This is a genomic window from Bradyrhizobium sp. C9 (assembly GCF_002532045.1).
GTDB lineage: Bacteria > Pseudomonadota > Alphaproteobacteria > Rhizobiales > Xanthobacteraceae > Bradyrhizobium.
The window spans coordinates 282,577-300,551 of record NZ_NWTG01000006.1 but is presented as its reverse complement, the minus strand read 5'-3'; the positions used below and the strand labels follow the sequence as shown (position 1 = coordinate 300,551).

At 65.6% G+C, this 17,975-nt stretch carries 14 protein-coding genes; 5 read left to right on the top strand and 9 right to left on the bottom strand.

Annotated features, from left to right (window positions below; translation table 11 throughout):
* Positions 1–2 precede the first annotated feature (2 nt).
* A complete protein-coding gene (queE, locus tag CO675_RS16305; protein WP_097672908.1) occupies positions 3–635 on the bottom strand; it encodes a 7-carboxy-7-deazaguanine synthase in 633 nt (210 codons plus the stop codon).
* Positions 636–645: 10 nt separating this feature from the next.
* Positions 646–1,131: a tRNA (cytidine(34)-2'-O)-methyltransferase gene (locus CO675_RS16300; protein ID WP_097672907.1), complete on the bottom strand. Its 486-nt coding sequence runs from the start codon at positions 1,129–1,131 to the stop codon at positions 646–648.
* Between the two features lie 278 nt (positions 1,132–1,409).
* On the opposite strand from CO675_RS16300, the gene petA reads away from it, so the two are divergent.
* From petA to CO675_RS16285, 3 genes are all read left to right on the top strand, one after another.
* Complete coding sequence (petA, locus tag CO675_RS16295) at positions 1,410–1,940, top strand: ubiquinol-cytochrome c reductase iron-sulfur subunit (RefSeq protein ID WP_097672906.1); 531 nt, start codon at positions 1,410–1,412, stop codon at positions 1,938–1,940.
* A 72-nt stretch (positions 1,941–2,012) separates the two neighbouring features.
* On the top strand, positions 2,013–4,085 hold the full coding sequence (locus CO675_RS16290; RefSeq protein ID WP_097672905.1) for a cytochrome c1: 2,073 nt from the start codon (positions 2,013–2,015) through the stop codon (positions 4,083–4,085).
* A 200-nt stretch (positions 4,086–4,285) separates the two neighbouring features.
* Positions 4,286–4,960 carry a dienelactone hydrolase family protein gene (locus CO675_RS16285; protein ID WP_097672904.1) on the top strand — a complete coding sequence of 225 codons (675 nt, stop codon included), beginning with the start codon at positions 4,286–4,288 and terminating at the stop codon, positions 4,958–4,960.
* Positions 4,961–5,016: 56 nt separating this feature from the next.
* Here the strand turns inward: CO675_RS16285 and CO675_RS16280 are convergent, their stop codons facing one another.
* Positions 5,017–6,015 carry a VOC family protein gene (locus CO675_RS16280; protein WP_245452777.1) on the bottom strand — a complete coding sequence of 333 codons (999 nt, stop codon included), beginning with the start codon at positions 6,013–6,015 and terminating at the stop codon, positions 5,017–5,019.
* Positions 6,016–6,367: 352 nt separating this feature from the next.
* On the opposite strand from CO675_RS16280, the gene CO675_RS16275 reads away from it, so the two are divergent.
* Together CO675_RS16275 and CO675_RS16270 are read left to right on the top strand one after the other, a co-directional pair.
* A complete protein-coding gene (locus CO675_RS16275; protein WP_097672902.1) occupies positions 6,368–8,533 on the top strand; it encodes an anthranilate synthase component I in 2,166 nt (721 codons plus the stop codon).
* Positions 8,534–8,547: 14 nt separating this feature from the next.
* Positions 8,548–9,087, top strand: a complete 540-nt coding sequence (locus CO675_RS16270) for an adenine phosphoribosyltransferase (RefSeq protein WP_097672901.1) — start codon at positions 8,548–8,550, stop codon at positions 9,085–9,087.
* A gap of 158 nt (positions 9,088–9,245) precedes the next feature.
* Here the strand turns inward: CO675_RS16270 and CO675_RS16265 are convergent, their stop codons facing one another.
* The 6 genes from CO675_RS16265 to smc form a co-directional block, all read right to left on the bottom strand.
* Complete coding sequence (locus CO675_RS16265; protein WP_097672900.1) at positions 9,246–9,914, bottom strand: P-loop NTPase family protein; 669 nt, start codon at positions 9,912–9,914, stop codon at positions 9,246–9,248.
* 130 nt (positions 9,915–10,044) lie between these two features.
* On the bottom strand, positions 10,045–10,788 hold the full coding sequence (locus CO675_RS16260) for a P-loop NTPase family protein (RefSeq protein WP_097672899.1): 744 nt from the start codon (positions 10,786–10,788) through the stop codon (positions 10,045–10,047).
* A 163-nt stretch (positions 10,789–10,951) separates the two neighbouring features.
* Positions 10,952–12,187, bottom strand: a complete 1,236-nt coding sequence (locus CO675_RS16255) for a M48 family metallopeptidase (protein WP_097672898.1) — start codon at positions 12,185–12,187, stop codon at positions 10,952–10,954.
* Between the two features lie 34 nt (positions 12,188–12,221).
* Positions 12,222–12,782: a LemA family protein gene (locus tag CO675_RS16250; protein ID WP_097672897.1), complete on the bottom strand. Its 561-nt coding sequence runs from the start codon at positions 12,780–12,782 to the stop codon at positions 12,222–12,224.
* 287 nt (positions 12,783–13,069) lie between these two features.
* Positions 13,070–14,035 (bottom strand): small ribosomal subunit Rsm22 family protein, encoded by a 966-nt coding sequence (locus CO675_RS16245; RefSeq protein ID WP_097672896.1) that lies wholly within the window; start codon positions 14,033–14,035, stop codon positions 13,070–13,072.
* A 178-nt stretch (positions 14,036–14,213) separates the two neighbouring features.
* The gene (gene smc, locus CO675_RS16240) at positions 14,214–17,678 is read right to left on the bottom strand and encodes a chromosome segregation protein SMC (protein ID WP_097672895.1); all 3,465 of its coding nucleotides are present in this window, start codon (positions 17,676–17,678) and stop codon (positions 14,214–14,216) included.
* Positions 17,679–17,975 lie beyond the last annotated feature (297 nt).

The window sequence follows — 17,975 nt, the reverse complement described above, 5'->3', positions numbered from 1 at the left end:
GGTCATCTGATGCCGAGCGTCTTGTGCGTCTGCACGCTGAGGCGCCATTGCGGGTGCTTCAGGCAGTATGCGATCGCAAGCTCGGTATTTTCGATCACGTCGGGGCCGTCCATCGGTTGCAGCGAGAAGCGCTCGAAGGCGAGGCCCGCAAAATCCTCCGGCGCGTTTTCCGGCTGCGGATAGACCAGCTTGAGTTCATGCCCCTTGCGCACCACGAGCCCGGAGGCGGCCTTGGGGCTGACGCAGATCCAGTCGAGCCCGTCGGGCGGCGCGATGGTGCCGTTGGTTTCGATCGCGATCGCAAAGCCGTGGCCGTGCAGGGCCTCGATCAGGGCGGTGTCGACCTGCAGCAGCGGCTCGCCGCCGGTCAGCACCACGTAGCGGTCGGCTCCGCCCCCGGTCCATTGCGCGGCAATGGTGCCGGCAAGCTCGGCTGCGTCGGCATAGCGGCCGCCGAGCGTGCCGTCGGTGCCGACGAAATCGGTGTCGCAGAACCGGCAGACAGCCCCGGCGCGGTCCTGCTCGCGGCCGCTCCAGAGGTTGCAGCCGGCGAAGCGGCAGAACACGGAGGCCCGGCCCGCATGGGCGCCTTCGCCCTGCAGGGTGAGAAAGATCTCCTTGACCGCGTAGCTCACCCAAAATCCCTTAAGTTGCCGAACCGGCAGTTATCGAACCGGCAAGTCCTGAGCCGGTTTGCCGCAGCGCCTCTCCGACTGCCATGGCCGCGGTGACCGCCACATTGAGCGAGCGCAAGGACGGCTTGATCGGAATCAGCAGCCGCGCATCCGCGGCGGCCACCACCGCCTCGGTCACCCCTGCCGTTTCGCGCCCGAAGAGCAGGACATCGGAGGCCGCATACGCGAAATCAAGGTAGGATTTCGCCGCCTTGGTCGTGAACAGGACCAGCCGGCATCCGGCCTCGGCCCGCCATTCCTCGAATTTCGACCATGAGTCGTGACGCTTCAACCGCACATGGTCGAGATAGTCCATACCCGCCCGGCGGAAATTCCGGTCCGAGGTGTCGAATCCCGCCGGTTCGATGATATGGGCTGACACGTCCAGGCAGGCGCAGAGGCGCAGAATCGTCCCTGTATTCTGGGGGATGTCAGGCTGGAACAGCGCGATCTGCATGGTGCGGGCGACCTGTGAAATCCGGATGAAATTGTCTCAATAAAACATCGCTCGGCGCGGATTTCGTGCATTGCACGTGTGCGAGCCGATAGCGGGCTTGCGCTCGTCCGGCAAGGGTGCCAATAGAACGATTCTGGACTGCTGTTCCGCCATTTGGGGTGGGGAATAGCGGTTTTCTGCCGCCGCGGGGGCCGCGGGCGCCGGCAGCCTTTCTTGGGGCGCTTCCCAGCGTCTCTGGGGCGGTTCCACCGGCTGCAGAAAAGAAAGGGCTAGGAATCGTGACGACAGCGTCTTCGGCGGACCATCCGACACGCCGTGATTTTCTTTTTGTTGCAACCGGAGCTGCCGCCGTTGTCGGCGCAGCCGCGACCGTCTGGCCGCTGGTTGCCCAGATGAACCCGGATGCCGCGACGATCGCGGCCGGCGCGCCGATCCAGGTCGATCTGACGCCGATCGCCGAGGGCCAGGACATCAAGGTGTTCTGGCGCGGCAAGCCGATCTACATCAGCCACCGCACCAAGAAGCAGATCCAGGAGGCCCAGGGCGTTGCGCTCTCGAGCCTGCCCGATCCGCAGCCCGACTCGGCCCGCGTCAAGGCAGGCCACGATCAGTGGCTGGTCGTGATCGGCATCTGCACCCATCTCGGCTGTATCCCGATCGCCCATGAGGGCAATTACGACGGCTTCTTCTGCCCCTGCCACGGCTCGCAGTACGACTCCTCCGGTCGTATCCGCCAGGGGCCGGCGCCCGCCAACCTGGCGGTGCCACCCTACGCCTTCCTTACCGACACCAAAATCCAGATCGGCTAAGTCCCGGACCCTCCGGGACTTCGGCTTCCCCTTGGACCCATCGCGTCGTTTTTCTTCTTCAGGATCGCATCAATGAGCGGACCATCTGATTTTCAACCGAGCAACCCCGCCTTGAAGTGGATCGAACGGCGCCTTCCGATCTTCGGCCTGATCCACTCCTCCTTCGTGGCCTATCCGACGCCGCGCAACCTGAACTACTGGTGGACCTTCGGCGCCATCCTTTCGATGATGCTGGCGCTGCAGATCCTGACCGGCGTGATCCTGGCGATGCACTACACGCCGCACGCCGATCTCGCCTTCAAGTCGGTCGAGCTGATCGTCCGCGACGTCAATTACGGCTGGCTGCTGCGCAACATGCATGCCTGCGGCGCGTCGATGTTCTTCTTCGCCGTCTACATCCACATGTTCCGCGGTCTCTATTACGGGTCGTACAAGGAGCCGCGCGAGGTGCTGTGGATCCTCGGCGTCATCATCTACCTGTTGATGATGGCGACCGGCTTCATGGGCTACGTGCTGCCGTGGGGCCAGATGAGCTTCTGGGGCGCCACCGTCATCACCAATCTGTTCTCGGCCGTACCGTATTTCGGCGAGAGCATCGTGACCCTGCTGTGGGGTGGTTATTCGGTCGGCAACCCGACGCTGAACCGCTTCTTCTCGCTGCACTACCTGCTGCCGTTCGTGATCGCCGGCGTCGTCGTGCTGCACGTCTGGGCGCTGCACGTCGCGGGTCAGAACAACCCGGCCGGCGTCGAGGCCAAGACCGAGAAGGATACTGTTCCGTTCACGCCCTATGCGACGATCAAGGACGCGTTCGGTGTGTCATGCTTCCTGATCTTCTTCGCCTGGTTCATCTTCTACATGCCGAACTACCTCGGCGACGCCGACAACTACATCCCGGCGAACCCCGGCGTGACCCCGGCGCACATCGTGCCTGAATGGTATTACCTGCCGTTCTACGCGATCCTGCGCTCGATCCCGAACAAGCTTGCCGGCGTCGTGGCGATGTTCTCGGCGATCATCATCCTGTGCTTCCTGCCCTGGCTCGACAGCGCACGGACCCGTTCGTCGAAGTATCGTCCGCTGGCCAAGCAGTTCTTCTGGATCTTCGTGGTGGTCTGCATCCTGCTCGGCTATCTCGGCTCGCAGCCGCCGGAAGGCATCTATGTGATTGCCGGCCGGATCCTGACGGTGTGCTACTTCGCCTACTTCCTGATCGTGCTGCCGCTGCTCGCCCGCATCGAGACGCCGCGCCCGGTGCCGAACTCGATCGCCGACGACGTGCTGGCGAAGAGCAAGGGCAGGGCCGCGACTGCAGCCTCCGTGGTGCTTGCGCTGGTGGTGGCTGGCGGCCTGTTCGCCGGCAGCACCCAGAATGCCAAGGCCGAGGAGGGCGGCGACACCCCGCCGGCGCAGAAGTGGTCGTTCTCCGGTCCTTTGGGTACCTATGACCGCGGCTCGCTGCAGCGTGGCCTCAAGGTCTACAAGGAAGTCTGCTCGGCCTGCCACAGCCTGAACTACGTTGCGTTCCGCAACCTCGCCGATCCCGGTGGGCCCGGCTATTCGGAGGCGCAGGCGTCGGCTCTCGCGGCCGAGTACAAGATCAAGGACGGTCCGAACGACCAGGGCGAGATGTTTGAGCGTCCGGGCCGCGCCGCGGATTACTTCCCGGCGCCCTTCCCGAACGAGCAGGCCGCGGCCGCTGCCAACGGCGGCAAGGCGCCTCCGGATCTGTCGCTGATGACCAAGGCGCGGTCCTACAAGCGCGGCTTCCCGCAGTTCGTGTTCGACTTCTTCACCCAGTACCAGGAGCAGGGACCGGACTACGTCGACGCCATCCTGCAGGGCTTCGAAGACAAGCCGCCGGCGGGCGTCACCGTCCCGGAGGGCACCTACTACAACAAGTACTTCCCCGGCCACGCCATCAAGATGCCGAAGCCGCTGTCCGACGGTCAGGTGACCTTCGACGACGGCTCGCCTGCGACGGTCAAGCAGTATGCGCACGACGTCACGACGTTCCTGATGTGGGCGGCCGAGCCGCACATGGAAGCGCGCAAGCGGATCGGCATGCAGGTGTTCTTCTTCCTGGTGGTGTTCGCCATCCTGATGTACTTCACCAAGCGCAAGGTCTGGGCCGACGCTCACTGATCTCAGCTATCGCGCGTTTGAAAAAGCCCCTTCGGGGGCTTTTTTGTTTTGTGCGTGTCCGAGGCCTGGGTTCGCGAGAAGCGCGTTGCTGCTTCGGCAGTCATGACGAGTGCGCGAGGGGGCCGCAGGGCGATTGCGTCCGTCATCGAGTACGGACAAAATGCCGGCCAATCAGCCGGCAAAACCTCGCGGAGGAACTCATGGGTACCAGCATCAACTTCAAGCGTCCGGACGGCAAGGAAGCGTCAGGCTATCTCGCCAATGCCGCGCGCGGCAACGCGCCTGGGGTCGTCGTGATCCAGGAGTGGTGGGGGCTGCAGGACCAGATCAAGGGAATGTGCGACCGCTTCGCGCGGGCCGGGTTCGATGCGCTGGCGCCCGATCTCTACAAGGGCAAGGTGGTGCCGTATCACGACACCGACGCGGCCGGCAAAGAGATGAACTCGCTCGACTTCATGGACGCCACCACGCAGACGGTGCGCGGCGCCGCGCAATATCTCGGCAAGAACGGCGCCAAGGTCGGTCTGACCGGCTTCTGTCTTGGCGGCGCGGTGACCATCATCGGCGCCACCAAGATCCCGGAGCTGACCGCCGGTGTGGTGTTCTACGGTATTCCGCCGGAGCAGGCAGCCAAGCCGGCGGACGTGAGGATCCCGCTGCAGGGGCATTTTGCCACCAAGGACGACTGGTGCACGCCGGCGCTGGTCGATGGTTTCGAGAAGGCGATGAAGGCCGCCGGCAAATCGCTGGAACTGTACCGCTATGACGCCGAGCACGGCTTCGGCAACGAGCAGCGCCTGTCGGTGCATGATCGGCAGTGTGCGGAACTGGCCTGGGACCGCGCGACGGACTTCTTCAGGAAGCATCTGGGGTAAAGACGCGTCCCGCACACGCTGTGTCGTCCCTGCTTTCGCTGGGACGACGGCGAGATTTAGCTCTCCGCCTTCACCTCGTCCCACCACGGGCAGGTGCCCGACATCAGTTTGAAATTACCCTCCAGCACCTGCACCGGCGCGCGCTTGCCCTCAGTGGCGGCGCGCATCCGCATCTCGCGCGCGACCGCGCGGTCCTCAGCCGACAGCCAGACCCGCTCGTGGCCCCACAGGCTCGGGCCGTCATACATCTCGAACGGCGTCCAGTTTGCGGGATCGATCTCGCGGCCGCCCCAGCCGCATTCGACCATGAAGGCCGACGGCGACTTGGCGTAGAACGACGTCATCAGATCGTTGGTGTGACGGCCGAGCGTGACGTTGACCCGGTCTTCCTTCATTGCGATGTCGTAGGCCTGACCGACATCGTCCAGCGAGAACAATTCCACCATCAGATGATGCATGCCGTTGCTGCCGGTCTCGATCAGCGCCAGCGAATGGTGGCGGGCATTGACGTGGAAGAAATAGGCGCGGAACGGCTTTTCGATGTAGTCGCTGAGGCCGAAGCCGAGCACGTCGACATAGAAGCTCATGACGGGTGCGATGTTCTCGACGGTCAGCACCGCGTGGCCGAGTCCAAGCGCGCCGGTGCGAAAGCCGGAGATCGAGCGCCCCGGCCGGAACGGCGTGTGGTCGATCTCGGGGCCATGAAACGCCTCCAGACGGTTGCCGGCCGGGTCCTGGAACGAGATCAGTCCGCGGACCCGCCTGCTGTCTGCGAGCGCCTGCGGCTCGGCGGTTACGGCAACGCCGGCATGCTCCAGCCGCGCCGCCAGCGCGTCGAGCGCTGTGGCATCCGCCACCTCCCAGCCGAAGAACCGCGTCCCTTCGCCCTGGGCGCGGTCGATCACGATGCGCTGCTTGCGGTCGTCCATCCGGAAGGCGAGCAGCGAGTTGCCGCGCTCGATCGCCTGCAGCCCGACCAGGCCGGTGCCGAACTGCCGCCAGTCGTCGAGCGCGTCGGAGCCGAAGCCGGCATATCCGAGCCCCAAAATCGCCATCTGCGTCTCCACCATCTGTCTGTTTTTTTGGCGGCCGATCCGGCTGCCATTTCGTCAAATCCTACGCGGATTCCCGTCGCTTCAAACCCGAAAATGCCGTCCAACAGGGCGCCAAGGGGCTTCCAAGGTTGGGGCAGGGGTGCCGGGCGATCCCTTGACACGGCCCGCGCCGGGTGGTGAGTAGCGGCCATGAGCACCGTTGCCAGTCCATCCCGTCGTTGGTGGCCCACCTTCTCATAGGTGGCCGGTGCGTTTTCATTTCCCAAAAACGTCGAAGGTCGCCATCGCAGTGCGACGGTCCCTTCGTTTGTCCTGTGTGGCGCTCTCTTCCCAAGTCTCGTAAGAGGATCACATGAACAGGACAGTCTTCTCCCTGCCGGCCAAGAGCGAGTATCTGACCAATGGCGGCCTTGCCGTCGCGCGCGTGGTCGAGCAGTTCACCGGCGGCGCCAATCGCCTCGATGATTTGATCGCACTCTTGGACCGCCGCCGCGGCGTGGTGCTGTCCTCGGGCACGACGGTGCCGGGCCGCTACGAGAGCTTTGACCTCGGCTTCGCCGATCCGCCGCTGGCGCTGGAAACGTCAGGCACCGATTTCTCGTTGCAGGCGCTGAACCCGCGCGGCGAGGTCCTGATCGCCTTCCTCGGCGACGTGCTGCGCGAGCCCTGCGTCGTGATCACGGAGCGGAGCGCAACGCGGCTCGCCGGCCATATCATCCGCGGCGCTGCGCCGGTCGAGGAAGACCAGCGCACCCGCCGCGCCAGCGTGATGTCGCTGGTGCGCGACATGGTGGCGGCGTTCACCTCCAATGCCGATCCGCTGCTCGGCCTGTTCGGCGCTTTCGCCTACGACCTCGTGTTCCAGATCGAGGACATCGTGCAGAAGCGCGCCCGCGAGGCCGACCAGCGCGACATCGTACTCTACGTGCCGGACCGGCTGCTGGCGTATGACCGCGCCACCGGCCGCGGCGTGGCGCTGAATTACGAGTTCTCCTGGAAGGGCAAATCCACCGCGGGCCAGTCGCACGAGACCGCGCCGAGCCTCTACGCCATGACCGGGCGGCAGGGTTTTGCTGATCACGGACCAGGCGAATACCAGGCGACCGTCGAAGTCGCCCGCGCGGCGTTCGCCCGCGGCGATCTGTTCGAGGCGGTGCCCGGGCAGCTGTTTGCCGAGCCCTGCGAGCGCTCGCCGGCGGAAGTGTTCCAGCGGCTCTGCCGCATCAACCCGTCGCCCTATGGCGCGCTGATGAATCTCGGCGACGGCGAATTCCTGGTCTCGGCATCGCCAGAGATGTTCGTGCGCTCCGACGGCCGCCGGGTCGAGACCTGCCCGATCTCGGGCACCATCGCGCGCGGCTCGGATTCGATCGGCGACGCCGAACAGATCCGCAAGCTCCTGAACTCGGAAAAGGACGAGTTCGAGCTCAACATGTGCACCGACGTCGATCGCAACGACAAGGCGCGCGTCTGCGTGCCCGGCACCATCAAGGTGCTGGCGCGGCGCCAGATCGAGACCTACTCGAAGCTGTTTCATACCGTCGACCACGTCGAGGGCATGCTGCGGCCGGGCTTCGATTCGCTTGACGCTTTCCTGACCCATGCCTGGGCCGTCACCGTGACCGGCGCGCCGAAACTCTGGGCGATGCAGTTCGTCGAGGATCACGAGCGGTCGCCGCGGCGCTGGTACGCCGGCGCGATCGGCTGCGTCAATTTTGACGGCAGCATCAACACCGGCCTCACCATCCGCACCATCCGCATGAAGGACGGCCTCGCCGAGGTGCGCGTCGGCGCGACCTGCCTGTTCGACTCGGATCCCGCCGCCGAGGACCGCGAGTGCCAGGTCAAGGCGGCGGCGCTGTTCCAGGCGCTGCGCGGCGATCCGCCGAAGCCGCTGTCCGATTTCGCGCCCGATGCCACCGGCTCGGGCAAGAACGTGCTCCTGATCGATCACGACGACAGCTTCGTGCACATGCTGGCGGATTACTTCCGTCAGGTCGGCGCCAACGTCACCGTGGTTCGGCACATCCATGCGCAGGACATGCTCAAGAAGAAGGGCTGGGACTTGCTGGTGCTGTCGCCGGGGCCGGGCCGCCCGGAGGATTTCGGCATCGCCAAGACCATCGACACCGCGCTGGAAAAGAAGCTGCCGATCTTCGGCGTCTGCCTCGGCGTGCAGGCGATCGGGGAATATTTCGGCGGTCAGCTCGGCCAGCTCGGCCAGCCCGCGCATGGCCGTCCGTCGCGGGTCCAGGTGCGCGGCGGCCGGCTGATGCACAATTTGCCGAATGAGATCGTGATCGGCCGCTATCACTCGCTCTATGTCGAGCGCGACAGCGTGCCCGAGGTGCTGGCGGTGACCGCGACCGCCGAAGACGGCGTCGCGATGGTGATCGAGCACAAGACCCTGCCGGTCGGCGGCGTGCAATTCCATCCGGAATCGCTGATGTCGCTCGGCAACGAGGTCGGCCTGCGCATTGTCGAGAATGCATTCCGGCTTAATCCGCCGGCCAATTGAGGATTGCGAGACCAATGACCTTCGACCACGACATCAAGGCGACCGTTCGCACCATCCCGGACTATCCGAAGAAAGGCATCCTGTTTCGCGACATCACGACCTTGCTCGCCGATGCCCGCGCCTTCCGCCGGGCGGTCGATGAACTGGTGCATCCCTGGGCGGGGGCGAAGGTCGACAAGGTCGCGGGCATCGAGGCGCGCGGCTTCATCCTCGGCGGCGCGGTGGCGCATCAGCTCTCGGCCGGCTTCGTGCCGATCCGCAAGAAGGGCAAGCTGCCGCACACCACGGTGCGGATCGCCTACTCGCTGGAATACGGCCTCGACGAGATGGAGATGCATGCCGACGCCGTGCAGCCCGGCGAGCGTGTCATCCTGGTCGACGATCTGATCGCGACCGGCGGCACCGCGGAGGGCGCAGTGAAGCTGCTGCGCCAGATCGGCGCCAACGTGGTCGCGGCCTGCTTCATCATCGACCTGCCGGATCTCGGCGGCGCCGCCAAGCTGCGCGCGATGGACGTGCCGGTGCGCACGCTGATGGCGTTCGAAGGGCATTGATCTCTTAGCCTCGCCCCGCGTGCGGGGAGAGGCCGGATTGCATCGAAGATGCGATCCGGGTGAGGGGGACTCTCCGCGCACTCCAATTTCGGTCGAATTTGCGGAGCCAGCCCCTCACCCCAACCCTCTCCCCGCAAGAGCGGGGCGAGGGAGCAGAGCTACCCTCGCTGCAGCAGCATGCTCAGTTCGAGATCGCGGAAGGTGGTGTAGTTCTTCCGGATCCACTGATGCAGCTCGGTCGACGAGTCCTTCTCCTGGCGCAGATAGCCGGTAAAGGAGAAGGTCAGCCGGTCGATATAGGTCTTCAGGAACACCGGCAGCGCCCGGAAGCGCAGCACCCGGCTGGCGGTCATGAGGGGCGGCAACTCGCCGCGCACCACGAATTCATTGTCGATCACGACGAGCGCGTTCGGCGGGATCATGCCCTGCAGCGTCTGGTAGCCGTGCACCGAGGCGCGGTCGGTATCGGCGACATACAGGATGACCGGCGAGACGCGGCGGCGCAGCGCCTCCTTCATCAGCCCGATCTGGTCGCACATTCTGAAGAATTCATCGAAGGCGTGGTAGCCGAGGTCGATCACCTTGGCGATGCCGTCATTGACGATGACGCGGTCCATCAGCTGCATCTTGCCGTAGGTGTCGATCACGTCGGCGGTTTCCGTGATCCGCGGCAGGTAGTCGAGCAGCGACGGCTCCTTCAGGTTGATGTCGTAGCAGACGACGTCGCCGTTCTTGAGCAGCAGGAATTCGCCGAGCAGCCGCGCGATCAGCGTCTTGCCGACCTGCGGGCGGGGCGAGCAGATGATGTAAACGGGCGTGGACGACATCGCCCGCTATATCAGGCCAAATTTTCGCCCAATCCAGCCCCATCGCCGCCCCCAGGCGCGATTTTTTCACTGCCGGGAGCGACTTTTTTCGCTGCCCCCGGCGCGACTATTCGGTCCCGTTTGAGCGCGACTATTTTTCGCCCTTAGCCGACTTGGCGCCGACCAGGTCGGTCAGCTTGATCCGGTCGTACTCGCTCCAGACATTGGCGAGCCAGTGCCGGACATATCCGCGCAGCACGAAGGAGTAGTTCGCGGCGTCGTCGTTGATGCCCTTGTTGGCGACGAATTTCAGGAACGGAACCGAGGAGACCTCGACCTGCTCGTAGGCCATTTCGTTGAGCTTCGGGATGGTCAGGTCCACGGCATCCTTGATGCGGTGGAAGTAGGAATTGTAGGTCGCCTGGTCCCACTGGAAGAACTGGGTGTCGTTGATGAAGTTCTTCACCAGGAAATACTTCGCGCCGCTCATGAAGTTGGCGGTCTCGGCGATCTCGTCCAGCGAGGCGATCGACGGGCCTAGGATATGGAACACGGCGAAGGTGATCTGGCCGGAGCGCGCCGCGTCGAGGAAGCCGATATCGCGCAGCGAGGCCAGTGCGGGCGACAACAGGCCGGCGCGGACGTCGATCACGGTGACCGAGGAACCGGCGTTCAGCGTATCGAAGATCTTCATCTGGTCCGCGGTCGTCGTCATGTCGACGATCTCGGTGATGTCGGGATGGAAGCGCTTCAGCGTGCCGCGCGGCGACTCGGTGTCGAACGCCCGGGTCTGCACGTTGTTGGCACTGAAATAGTCCAGGAGCGTCCGCGAGACGGTGGTCTTGCCGACCCCGCCCTTGTCAGCGCCCACCACGATCACAACCGGCTTTGCCATGGAAGTCCCTTAAAGCGCGCTCCCGACCGCGATGGCGATCGGCAAGTCCCCACACTGCTTTGGGCGCGAACATGGCAGAAACGAGGGAGAATTCAATTCCTTAAGGCGCCCACATTGGGTTTGGTGGGGATTTCCTTAATGGATTGAGTAACCTAGGGCACGATCAGCGGTGCGGGCCCCAAGGGCCTTGGAGCGGTCCCTGGAGCGGACCAAACGGTCCTCGCCCGGGGCCAGTGCCGGGCAGCGGCGGCGGATTGTTCGGTTGTGCAGGCGGCGTGTCGCCCCACGGGCCATGGGTCATCGGTGGGGGCTGGTCGCCTGCGGTGGATGGCTGGTCCGGCGTTCCCGTCGCGTCCGACGTCTCATCCGGCAGCGCCAGCGGTCCGGGATCGTGGCCGCCGGCAAATTTCACCAGGGCATCGACCCGAGATTTCACCGACGGATGGGTGGCAAACAGGTCGGCGAAACCCTCGCGCGGATTGTCGACACAGAGTTCCATCACTGCCGAGGTGGCGCCGGGCAACTCGCCGCGGTTTTCGATCTTGCGCAGTGCCGAGATCATCGCATCGGGATTTTTCGTCAGCTCGACCGATCCGGCATCGGCGAGGAATTCGCGCGACCGCGACAGCGCGAGCTTGACCACCTGCGACAGCAGCCAGGCCAGCACGATCAGCGCGACCGCGATGATGATGACGATGATCGCGCCGCCGCCCGAGCCCTTGCTGTCGCGATCCGAGGAGGATGACGACCGGGAGGATGACGAGGACGACCAGCCGCCGCCACCGCCGCTCCACGACAGATTTGTGAACAGGCGGAAGAACAGCTCGCCGAAGAAGCCGACCACGCCGGCGATGATCACGGCGACCACCATCAGCTGCACGTCGCCGTTCTTGATGTGGGTGAGCTCGTGGCCGAGCACGGCCTCGATCTCCTGGTCATCAAGCGCTTTCAGAAGACCCGTGGTGACGGTGATGGCGTATTGCCGTGGGTTCAGTCCGGTCGCGAACGCGTTCAGCGCCGGGCTGTCCATCACCTTCAGCTTCGGCATCGGGATGCCGCGCGAGATGCAGAGGTTTTCCAGGAGATTGTAGAGCCGCGGCTGCTGCTGCCGCGTCACGCTCTCGCCGCCGGTGACGGCGTCGATCATCTTCTGGTGGAAGAAATAGGCGATCACGATCCAGGCCACTGCCGCGATCGTCGCCCATGGGAAGGCCGAGACCAGATCGCGCGAGGCATGGGTCAGATAGTAATCGGCCGTGCGGCCGCTATCGATCATCACCTCCGCGACCAGCGCGCCGGCATAGACCAGCACGTAGATCAGCAGGAACAGGCCGCCAAGCAGCAGCATCGAACGAAACTTGTTCGATGCGATATGCGTGTAGAGACCATAGGCGGCCATGACGGAGCAGCCTCCCGCCGGCGTGCGTTGCGCCTCAGAACTTCACGCTCGGTGCCGCCTCGACCTCCGTGCGGCTGGCGCCGAGGTCGAAGAAATCCTTGCGGGTGAAGCCGAACATGCCGGCGAACAGCGCGGCCGGCATCTGCTGGATGCCGGTGTTGTATTCCTGGACCGCGTTGTTGAAGAAGCGGCGGCTGGCGGCGATCTTGTTCTCGAGATCGGAAAGCTCCGATGCGAGTTGCTGGAAATTGGCGTTGGCCTTGAGGTCCGGGTAGGCCTCGGACAGCGCGATCAGCCGGCCGAGCGCGCCGGAGAGCTGGTTCTCCGCTGCCGAGACCTGGGCCGGTCCCTGTGCCGAGATCGCCGAGTTGCGTGCCTTGATGACGTCGTCGAGCGTGCCGCGCTCATGTGCGGCATAGCCCTTCACGATCTCGACCAGGTTCGGGATCAGGTCGTGGCGCTGCTTGAGCTGCACATCGATGTCGGCGAAGGCCTGGCTGACGCGCTGGCCGAGCGCGACGAGGCGGTTGTAGGCGCTGAACGCAAACAGCACGAGAAGGACGATGACGCCGATAACGATCCAGCTGGTCGACATGACAGGGCAACTCCTGATGGACGAGACGGCGGCACCGTAACCCAAGATCGGGGCGCAGGGCAGCCCGCCGCGAAAAGGTGGGCATGGGTTGGTCGGGGATGGATACGAATTGGTTCAACATCGTCCGGTGAGGTCAATGTCGTCGTCCCGCTAATTCTACGTCGTCCCGGCGGAGGCCGGGACCCATACGCCGCGGCCCGTGGAAGGGGCACAAGCGGCGTCGGCTTCGCTTCACAACCGGGATCGGTGGTTATGGGTCCCGGCCTTCGCCGGGACGACGCTAGTAGCTAAACCGCATCGCCCCAGCGCCAGCGCCGGGCGCGTGCGTAATCGGCCTTCGCGCGCCGCGGCACCCTGGTGACGACGACGCCCCCAGGCGTGCACAGCTTAGCCGCAATCTCGACCTTGCCGACATCCGGCTGTTCCAGCACGCGCGATGGCCGGTTCTCAACGCGCGCGCGGCTCAGCGCAACATAGGCGAAGCGCTCGTCCTCGAACGGGGCGTCGGCGCCCTTGACCTGCTTGTGCGCGCGCGAGCGTTGCAGGCGCTGCGAGAAATGGCACCAGTCCGGCGCGACCAGCGGACAGGCACAGTCGTGCGGGCAGGGGGCTGCGACGTGGGCACCCGCCGCGATCAAGCGCGCGCGGAGTGCGATGATCCGCGCATAGCCCGCGGGCGTGCCGGGCTCGACGACCAATAGCGTATCGCCGGTTTTGGACCACAGTGCATCGGTCAGTGCCGCGCGCTCGGACTCGCCGAGCTCATTGATCATGTAGCTGGCAACGACGAGGTCGGCGGGCGGCGCCTTGTCCAGCAAGGCGCGGGCCTGGCCGAGTTGGTAGCTGGTGTCGTGGAGGCGGATGCTGTCGTGAAACAGCGCCTCGGCGAGCGTCCGCAGCGCGCCGTTGGCGTCGAGCAGGGTGAAGCCCTTGAGTGAGGCAAATGTCTCCGCGGCCGCCCAGGTCGCGGTGCCGGGGCCGGCGCCGACATCGAGCAGGCTCGCTGGCGCAAAATCCGGCCGGATCTCAGTCAGCGCATTGAGGCTCGCCACCACGGCCGCATAGGTTGCGGGCATCCGTGCCAGCGCATAGGCCAGCGCATCGGTCTCGGTCCGGATCGTCCCGGAGCCTCCGCCCTCCCGATAGGTCTGTGAGATGATCGCCGCACGGCCGGCGGCATCGCTGCGCGACAGGCCTTCGAGCCTGGCGTTGAGGGCTGCGCGCAGTTCGGCGGGAAGATCGGGTGAGGTCATCCGCTGGACTATCGCACGTCACGGCGAGCGGAGCGAAGCAATCCATGCCGCCACTTGTGGAGGCGTGGATTGCTTCGTCGCTTCAGCGCAAAATTGCTTCGCAATTTTGTCGCCGAGCTCCTCGCAATGACGGGGCCGAGAGGCCTCGCCTTGAGTCCGAGGTGCTTCGACGTAGGCCCTACGCCACATTCTGGTCGAGGATATCGACCGCGCCCTGCAGGTCGACCGACACCAGCTGCGACACGCCGCGCTCGGCCATGGTGACGCCGAACAGCCGGTTCATCCGCGCCATCGTGATCGGATTGTGCGTGATGATGATGAAGCGGGTTTCGGTCGACGAGGTCATCTCGTTCAGCAGGGTGCAGAACCGTTCGACGTTGTGGTCGTCGAGCGGCGCGTCGACTTCGTCCAGCACGCAGATCGGCGACGGGTTGGTGAGGAACACCGCGAAGATCAGCGCCAGCGCCGTCAGCGCCTGCTCACCGCCTGACAGCAGCGACAGCGTCTGCGGCTTCTTGCCGGGCGGCTTGGCGATGATCTCGAGGCCGGCCTCGAGCGGATCGTCGCTCTCGATCAGATGCAGCGCGGCTTCGCCGCCGCCGAACAGCTCGGTGAACAGCCGCTTGAAGTGGTTGTTGACGGTCTCGAACGAGGTCAAGAGGCGCTCGCGCGCCTCGCGGTTGAGGCTCTGGATGCCCTGCCGCAGCCGCTTGATCGCCTCGACGAGGTCGTCGCGCTCGGTGGTCAGCGCGGTGTGCTGGGTCTCGACTTCCTTGAGTTCTTCCTCGGCGCGCAGGTTGACGGCGCCCAGGCGCTCGCGGTCGCGGCGCAGCTTCTCGAGTTCTTCCTCGACCTGCGCGACCGGCGGCAGCTCCGCGCCCGGCTCGATCTCGGCGAGGCCCACGACCGCCTGCGGCTCGACCTCGAGCATGTCGTGGATCTCGCGCTCGATGTCGGCGAGGCGGCGGCGGGTGCCTTCCATGCGTTCTTCGGCGCGCGCGGTTGCCTCACGGGAGTAGGAGAGGGCTTCGAGCGTGGCCTTGGCGACGCGGTCGGTTTCGGCCATCGCGGCTTCCGCGGTCGCCAGGGCGTCGGCGGCGATCCGGCGATCGCCCTCGGCGTGCTCGATCTCCGTGATCAGCGCGCTGCGCTTCTCGGCGAACACTTCCGGCGCGTTGGCCAATTCCTCGCGCTCGGCCGATACCTCGGCGATGCGTTCTTCGATGGTCCCGACCTGCGAGGCGGCGCTGGTCTTGCGGCTCTGCCACTCGTTGCGTTCGGCGACGATCGCCTGGACGCGGCGGTCGGCGAGTTCGGCCTCGCGGGCGAGCGCCTGCGCCTCGGCGCGGACTTGCGCCGCGGCACGGCGCTGGTTGTCGATCTCGGCGCGAACCGCGGCGAGCTGGGCTTCGGTCTCGACACCCGGCGGCAGTTCGGACAGCGCGGCAACTGCGTTCTCATGCGCCGCTTCGGCCTCGGCGCGGTCGGCGGCGACGCGGCTGTGCGCCTCGGTCAGCGCCGATTTGCGCGCAGAGTGGCGATTGATCTCGCGTTCGGTCGCGGCATGGCGCTCGCGCGCGGCGTCGGTTTCGCGGCGGGCGGCGCGCACCGCTTCGCGCGAGGCACCCTCGGCGGCGGACGCCGAGCGCAGTTCTTCCTCAGCCGTCTCCAGCGCCTGGCGCTTGGCGGCGGCATCGATGCGGGCCTGTTCCAGCTCATGCTCGATGTCGACCAAGCGGGCGCGCTCCGCGAGGCGGCGGGCCGCGCCGGTTGGGGCATGGGCGTCGGCAACGAAGCCGTCCCAGCGCCAGACGTCGCCTTCGAGCGACACCAGCCGCTGGCCGGTCTTCAGCTGCGACACCAGCGCCGCGCCGCGTTCCTTGGCCACCACGCCGATTTGGGCCAGACGGCGCGCCAGCTCCGGCGGCGCCTGGACGTGATCGGCCAGCCGTTCGACGCCATCCGGCAGCGACGGATCGCCCGAAAGTTCACCGACATTGGTCCAACGCATCGGCGCGGAGGAATCCACCGGTGCATCGAGGTCGTCGCCGAGCACGGCGCCGATCGCCTTTTCATAGCCCTTGGCGACCGTGATGCCGTCGATGATCGGCGGCCACAGATTCTTGGTCTCGCTGGTGACGAGCTTGGAGATCGTGCGGGCTTCGGTCTCGAGCCGCTGCACGCGCTTCTCGGCCTCGGCAAGCGGATTGCGGGAGGCTTCCAGCGTCTGCCGTGCGGCGGCGTGATGCGCCTCGCTCTCCTGCACGGCCGCCTCGGATTCGGCGAGCGTCTGCTGCGCCATCTCCATGGCGGCGGCGAGCGCGTCGATGTCGCCGAGATTGCCGGTCTCCTGCGCGAGCTTGGTCTCCTCGGCCTGGACGTTGGCGATCTCCTGATCGAGTCGGGCCAGCCGGTCGCGATGCGTGCGCACGCCGGCTTCGAGCTGGTTGCGCTTGGCGGTCAGGTCGGCGAGCTGCGTGGTCAACTCGGAGAACTGGCGCTCGGTCGCGGCCAGGATCTCTTCGGCCTCGGAGACGCGCTCGTCGACGCCGGAGCGTTTCTCGACGCGCGACTTGATCTCTTCCTTCAGCTCCGCGTCTTCGGTGTCGAGCCGCTGCAACGCGATATCCGCATCCGAGGTCTGCTGCTGCTCGCGCGCGATGTCCTGGGCGAACTGAGTGAGGCGGCGATCGAGCTCGCCGACGCGTTCCTTGGCGCGCTGCTCCTCGCGGTCGAGCATCTCGCGCGCATTGGTCAGGCGCTGCAGGCCTGCGGCGGCGCGCGCCTCGGCGTCGCGCAGCGCCGGCAGTTCGGTGGCGCGGATCGCCTGGATACGCGCGGCTTCCGCTTGATGCTGGGTGCGCTCCGCCATCTCGCGCACGGCGAGATCATGGGTCCGCCCGGCGTCGTTGACGTCGGCATTGGCCCCGATCCAGCGCAGGTGGAACAGCATGGCCTCGGACTTGCGCACCTTGGCCGCGACCTCGCGGTAGCGAATCGCCTGGCGCGCCTGCTTCTTCAGGCCTTCCATCTGGCCGGTGAGCTGGCCGATCACGTCCTCGACGCGGGTCAGGTTGGTTTCGGCAGCCTTCAACCGCAGTTCCGCCTCGTGGCGGCGGGCATGCAGGCCGGCGACGCCGGCGGCGTCTTCCAGCACGCGGCGGCGCTGCTCGGGCTTGGCCTGGATGATCTCGCCGATCTTGCCCTGGTGGACGAGGGCCGGCGAACGCGCGCCGGTGGCGGCGTCGGCGAACAGGATCTGCACATCCCTTGCACGGACGTCGCGGCCGTTGATGCGGTAGACCGAGCCGGCCTCACGCTCGATGCGGCGGGAGATTTCGAGCAGCTGGCTGTCGTTCATTGCAGCCGGCGCCGAGCGATCCGAATTGTCGATTGTCATCACGACTTCGGCGTGGTTGCGCGCCGGACGGTTGCCGGAACCGGCGAAGATCACCGCATCCATGTCGGCGGCGCGCAGCGACTTGTGCGAGGTCTCGCCCATCGCCCAGCGCAGCGCTTCGACGAGATTGGATTTGCCGCAGCCGTTCGGTCCGACGACGCCGGTCAGGCCCGGCTCGATCATGAAATCGGTGGGTTCAACGAACGACTTGAAACCGTGCAGGCGGAGGCGCGTGAGCTTCATGTACACAAATCTCGTTTGGCCGGGCGCGAATCTCCCTGCCGTGACAATACCATGGATGGCAATGTCGGTGTCTGGGGTGAATAGCTGCGTGCAGCTCTCATGAGCGGCGACAATGGCGATGCGAGTGCGTCAGGGCAACCGCTTGACCAAGCTTTTCCCAAGGGATTTGCGAGGGATTTACAGGGGTTTTGTGGCCTCTGCATGTCCTCGAAGATTCGCATCGCGCGAATCAGGTTTTCAACAACCAAATTATGCGATGGCCGTAGGCCGTGATCGCAAATCATCCACAATTATCGT